The 6,122-nt window shown below is 69.8% G+C and carries 3 protein-coding genes; 2 read left to right on the top strand and 1 reads right to left on the bottom strand.

The features are described from left to right. Nucleotides 1-84 precede the first annotated feature (84 nt). Nucleotides 85-2,391 carry an SF1B family DNA helicase RecD2 gene (gene recD2, locus AB8Z36_RS26895; protein ID WP_369215964.1) on the top strand — a complete coding sequence of 769 codons (2,307 nt, stop codon included), beginning with the start codon at nucleotides 85-87 and terminating at the stop codon, nucleotides 2,389-2,391. Nucleotides 2,392-2,524: 133 nt separating this feature from the next. Continuing rightward, nucleotides 2,525-3,823, top strand: a complete 1,299-nt coding sequence (locus AB8Z36_RS26890) for a citrate synthase (protein ID WP_369215963.1) — start codon at nucleotides 2,525-2,527, stop codon at nucleotides 3,821-3,823. A 431-nt stretch (nucleotides 3,824-4,254) separates the two neighbouring features. Here AB8Z36_RS26890 and AB8Z36_RS26885 read toward each other — a convergent pair. Then, nucleotides 4,255-6,122: copper-translocating P-type ATPase (locus AB8Z36_RS26885; RefSeq protein WP_369215962.1), on the bottom strand; the 1,868-nt coding region annotated here is incomplete at its 5' end.

Below are 6,122 nucleotides of genomic sequence, written 5' to 3'. Positions count from 1 at the left end.
GAGCGAAGGGGCCCGGTCGACGGACCGGGCCCCTTCGAGGTTCCCCGGGCCCCGTATGTCAGTGCCGGGCGGTAGCGTCGGATCATGTCGAGTCCAGCGGCAGCGGCCGCAGTGCTGGAGGGGGTCCTCGAACGCATCACGTATGCCAACGAGGAGACGGGTTACACCGTGGCGCGCGTCGACACCGGCCGCGGCGGCGGCGACCTGCTCACGGTCGTCGGCTCACTGCTCGGCGCCCAGGTCGGCGAGTCCCTGCGGATGCAGGGCCGCTGGGGCTCCCACCCGCAGTACGGCAAGCAGTTCACCGTGGAGAACTACACGACGGTGCTCCCCGCCACCATCCAGGGCATCCGCCGCTATCTCGGCTCCGGCCTCATCAAGGGCATCGGCCCCGTGATGGCCGACCGCATCACCACGCACTTCGGCGTCGACACCCTCGACATCATCGAGACCGAGCCCAAGCGGCTCGTGGAGGTGCCGGGCCTCGGCCCCAAGCGGACCAGGATGATCGCCGCCGCCTGGGAGGAGCAGAAGGCCATCAAGGAGGTCATGGTCTTCCTCCAGGGAGTGGGCGTCTCCACCTCCATCGCTGTGCGGATCTACAAGAAGTACGGCGACGCCTCCATCTCCGTGGTGAAGAACGAGCCGTACCGCCTGGCGGCCGACGTCTGGGGCATCGGCTTCCTCACCGCCGACCGCATCGCCCAGTCGGTCGGCATCCCGCACGACAGCCCCGACCGCGTCAAGGCCGGTCTCCAGTACGCCCTTTCGCAATCCACCGACCAGGGCAACTGCTATCTGCCCGAGGAGCGCCTCATCGCCGACGCGGTGAAGCTCCTCCAGGTCGACACGGGCCTCGTCATCGACTGCCTCGCCGAGCTCGCGGAGGACGAGGAGGGCGTCGTCCGCGAGACCCTCCCCGGGCCGGACGGGGGCGACGACATCACGGCCGTCTATCTCGTCCCCTTCCACCGCGCCGAGCTCTCCCTCGCCGCCCAGCTCCTGCGCCTGCTCAGGACGCCGGACGACCGCATGCCCGCCTTCCGCGACGTCGACTGGGACAAGGCACTGGCCTGGCTCGCCCGGCGCACGGGCGCCCAGCTCGCCGCCGGGCAGAAGGAGGCCGTCAGGCTGGCGCTGACCCGCAAGGTCGCCGTCCTGACCGGCGGCCCCGGCTGCGGCAAGTCCTTCACGGTCCGCTCCATCGTGGAGCTGGCCCGTGCCAAGAAGGCCAAGGTCGTCCTCGCCGCACCCACCGGACGCGCCGCCAAGCGCCTCGCCGAGCTCACCGGCGCCGAGGCCTCCACCGTGCACCGCCTGCTCGAACTGCGGCCGGGCGGAGACGCGGCGTACGACAAGGACCGGCCGCTCGACGCCGATCTGGTCGTGGTCGACGAGGCCTCGATGCTCGACCTGCTGCTCGCCAACAAGCTGGTCAAGGCCGTGCCGCCCGGCGCCCACCTGCTCTTCGTGGGCGACGTCGACCAGCTCCCGAGCGTCGGCGCGGGCGAGGTACTGCGGGACATGCTCGCCGACGGTGGCCCCGTGCCCGCCGTCCGGCTCACCCAGATCTTCCGCCAGGCCCAGGAGTCCGGCGTCGTCACCAACGCCCACCGGATCAACTCCGGCGTCCCGCCCCTCACCCAGGGGATGAAGGACTTCTTCCTCTTCGTCGAGGACGAGACCGAGGACGCGGGCCGCGTCACGGTGGACGTCGCCGCGCACCGCATCCCGCGCAAGTTCGGCCTCGACCCCCGCAGGGACGTCCAGGTCCTCGCCCCCATGCACCGCGGCCCCGCGGGCGCCGGCAGCCTGAACGGCCTTCTTCAGCAGGCCATCACCCCGGCCCGCCCGGGTCTGCCCGAGAAGCGGTTCGGCGGCCGGGTCTTCCGCGTCGGCGACAAGGTCACCCAGATCCGCAACAACTACGAGAAGGGACAGAACGGCGTCTTCAACGGCACGGTGGGCGTCGTCACCGCCCTCGACCCCGACGAGCAGCGCCTCACCGTCCTCACCGACGAGGACGAGGAGGTGCCGTACGACTTCGACGAACTGGACGAGCTCGCCCACGCGTACGCGGTGACGATCCACCGCTCCCAGGGCAGCGAGTATCCGGCGGTGGTGATCCCGGTCACCACGGGCGCGTGGATGATGCTTCAGCGGAATCTGCTCTACACCGCCGTGACACGCGCGAAAAAGCTGGTCGTCCTCGTCGGTTCGCGCAAGGCTCTTGGGCAGGCCGTCCGCACGGTCTCCGCGGGCAGGCGCTGCACGGCCCTGGATTTCCGGCTCGCGGGACGCCGTATCCCGGCTCAGGGACGATTTGATCGATCAAACGAGTCGGAAACGTCACACAGCACTTTCGCAACCGGGGTGAAGGGGGCAGGATGAGCAGGTTGGCGGCACTGAGTGCCGCCGCTAGGCCCAATGGTCGACCCCGAGTGCACTCTCCAGGGCCAAATGGGGGATGGTAGAGACAGTCAGGGCACCTCGAAGAAGAGGCACAACGTCGGTGAGGGATGACGTGAGCGAGAACGGTAACAACGCTGTAGTACTGCGGTACGGCGATGGCGAATACACCTACCCGGTGATCGATTCGACCGTCGGCGACAAGGGCTTCGACATCGGGAAGCTCCGCGCCCAGACCGGTCTGGTGACCCTGGACAGCGGCTATGGCAACACCGCCGCCTATAAATCCGCCATCACCTATCTCGACGGTGAACAGGGCATCCTCCGGTACCGCGGCTACCCGATCGAGCAGCTGGCCGAGCGCTCCACCTTCACCGAGGTGGCGTACCTGCTGATCAACGGCGAGCTGCCGAAGGTCGACGAGCTGGCCACGTTCAAGAACGAGATCACGCAGCACACCCTGCTGCACGAGGACGTCAAGCGGTTCTACGACGGCTTCCCGCGTGACGCCCACCCGATGGCGATGCTGTCGTCCGTGGTCAGCGCGCTGTCGACGTTCTACCAGGACAGCCACAACCCGTTCGACGAGAAGCAGCGTCACCTCTCGACGATCCGCCTTCTCGCCAAGCTCCCGACGATCGCCGCCTACGCGTACAAGAAGTCGCAGGGCCACCCGGTCGTCTACCCGCGCAACGACCTCGGCTACGTCGAGAACTTCCTGCGCATGACCTTCTCGGTGCCCGCCGCCGAGTACGAGCTGGACCCGGTCGTGGTCTCCGCGCTCGACAAGCTCCTGATCCTGCACGCGGACCACGAGCAGAACTGCTCGACCTCCACCGTGCGCCTGGTCGGCTCCTCGCAGGCGAACATGTTCGCCTCGATCTCGGCCGGCATCTCGGCCCTGTGGGGTCCGCTGCACGGCGGCGCCAACCAGTCGGTCCTGGAGATGCTGGAGGGCATCCAGGCCACCGGCGGCGACGTCGACACCTTCATCCGCAAGGTGAAGAACAAGGAAGACGGCGTGAAGCTCATGGGCTTCGGGCACCGCGTCTACAAGAACTTCGACCCCCGGGCGAAGATCATCAAGGCGGCGGCGCACGACGTCCTCTCGGCGCTCGGCAAGTCCGACGAGCTGCTCGACATCGCGCTGAAGCTGGAGGAGCACGCGCTGGCCGACGACTACTTCGTCGAGCGCAAGCTCTACCCCAACGTGGACTTCTACACGGGCCTCATCTACCGCGCGATGGGCTTCCCGACCGAGATGTTCACCGTGCTGTTCGCGCTCGGCCGGCTGCCCGGCTGGATCGCCCAGTGGCACGAGATGATCAAGGAGCCGGGTTCGCGCATCGGCCGTCCCCGCCAGATCTACACGGGTGAGGTCCTGCGGGACTTCGTCCCGGTCGAGGGCCGCTAGAAGTCCTCGCGAAGCGGAAAGCGCCCCGCCATCGATCCCCCCACGGGTCGACGGTCGGGGCGCTTCCCTTTTTCCCGGTGCGGATTCCCCCCACGGGATCCGGCCGGGCGTTTTGGTGGCCCTGCGGTCCGCCGGGACGCGCGACGTCGGGAGGGCCGCTCAAGCTCCCCGACGCACGTGCCCCGGCCAACAACACAAACCGAGAACATCCCCCAAGATGTCCTCCGATGTCGGAAGACGTCCCCCAAGACATCTTCTGGCATCGTCCCATTAGACTCGCGACCCCCCAAGATGGTTACGTCCAGAGCAATGTGATCTGCGTCTCTTGCATATGTCCTGTCTATCCGCAAGAGCCCCGATATGTGGATAGAGGCAAGGGTGTGAAGGTGCTGAAACGGACATGTGAAGGGGGCATGAGAAAGTTCGAAGGATCATGAAAAAGTCCGCAGGCGCAGACTGTTGCTGACGACGAAGACCGACGAGAACGCCATCGCGGCCCCGGCGATCATCGGATTCAGGAGCCCGGCGGCGGCCAGCGGCAGCGCGGCGACGTTGTAGCCGAAGGCCCAGAAGAGGTTGCCCTTGATCGTGGCGAGGGTCTTCCGGGAGAGCCTGATGGCGTCCGCCGCCACCCGCAGGTCCCCGCGCGCCAGCGTCAGATCGCTCGCCTCGATCGCCGCGTCCGTGCCCGTGCCCATCGCGAGGCCGAGATCGGCGGTGGCGAGCGCCGCCGCGTCGTTCACCCCGTCGCCGACCATCGCCACCACCCGGCCCTCGTCCCGCAGCCTCCGCACGACGCCGACCTTCTCCTCCGGGAGCACCTCCGCGTACACCGCGTCGGGCGCGATGCCCACCCGTCGGGCCACCGCGTCGGCCACCGCCTTGTTGTCGCCGGTCAGCAGCACCGGTTCGAGGCCGAGCGCCCGCAGTTCGCGCACCGCCTGCGGGCTGGACTCCCGTACGGCGTCGGCGACGGTCAGCACGCCCCGCGCGACCCCGTCCCAGGCGACCAGCACGGCGGTGCGCCCGTCGGCCTCCGCCCGCTCTCCGGCCGCCGCGAGCGCCTCCAGGCCGGTGACCCCGGCGTCCGCGAGGAGCCGCTCCCGTCCGGCGATGACCTCGTGTCCCTCGACCGTGCCCCGCACGCCGAGCCCGGCGGCGTTCTCGAAGCCCTCGGGCGCGGGGAGTTCTTCGGCGCCGACGCCGAGCCGCTCGGCGGCACCCGCCGCCAGGGCGCGGGCGATCGGGTGCTCGGAGGCGTGCTCCAGGGCGCCCGTCAGGCGCAGGAGCTGCTTCTCGTCCGTGTCCCCGGCGGCGTGGACGTCCCTGAGCTCCATGCGTCCCGTCGTCACGGTGCCGGTCTTGTCCAGGACGATGGTGTCCACCGTGCGGGTGGACTCAAGGACCTCCGGGCCCTTGATCAGGATGCCGAGCTGGGCGCCGCGCCCGGTGCCGACCATCAGGGCCGTCGGCGTGGCGAGGCCGAGGGCGCACGGGCAGGCGATGATCAGGACGGCCACGGCGGCGGTGAAGGCGGCGGTCACGTCGCCGGTGGCGCCCAGCCAGCCCGCCAGCGTACCGGCCGCGATGAGCAGCACCACCGGCACGAAGACCCCGGCGATCCGGTCGGCGAGGCGCTGCACCCGTGCCTTGCCGGTCTGGGCGTCCTCGACCAGCCGCGCGATACGGGCGAGCCGGGTGTCGGAGCCGACGCGGGTGGCCCGTACGACCAGGCGGCCGGAGGCGTTCACGGTGGCCCCGGTGACGGTGTCGCCCACGCCCACGTCGACCGGCACGGACTCGCCGGTGAGCATCGAGACGTCGACCGCGGAGGCGCCCTCGACGACGGTGCCGTCGGTGGCGATGGTCTCGCCGGGCCGTACGAGGAAGCGGTCGCCGACGGCCAGGCGGCCGACCGGGACGCGCTCCTCGGTGCCGGACCGCAGCACGGTGACGTCCTTGGCCCCGAGTTCCAGCAGGGCGCGCAGGGCCGAGCCCGCCGTCCGCTTGGCGCGGGCCTCCAGCCAGCGGCCGAGGAGGATGAAGGAGATGACCCCGGAGGCGACTTCGAGGTAGATCGTCGACGTGCCGTCCCCAGGACCGGCCGTGAGCTCGAAGCCGTGCCGCATCCCCGTCATCCCCGCGTCCCCGAGGAACAGCGCCCACAGCGACCAGCCGAAGGCGGCGAGCGTGCCGACGGAGACGAGCGTGTCCATGGTCGCCGCGCCGTGCCGGAGGTTGGTGAACGCCGCCCGGTGGAAGGGCAGCCCGCCCCAGACGACGACGGGCGCCGCGAGGG

Source organism: Streptomyces flavofungini (genome assembly GCF_041028215.1).
In the GTDB taxonomy this organism is placed as follows: Bacteria; Actinomycetota; Actinomycetes; order Streptomycetales; family Streptomycetaceae; genus Streptomyces; species Streptomyces flavofungini_B.
This window is presented reverse-complemented; position numbering and strand designations above follow the sequence as displayed.

Bases quoted from the DNA above. Each gene is read 5' to 3' on its own strand.
- recD2 (WP_369215964.1), top strand. From the start codon at position 85: ATGTCGAGTCCAGCGGCAGCGGCCGCAGTGCTGGAGGGGGTCCTCGAA.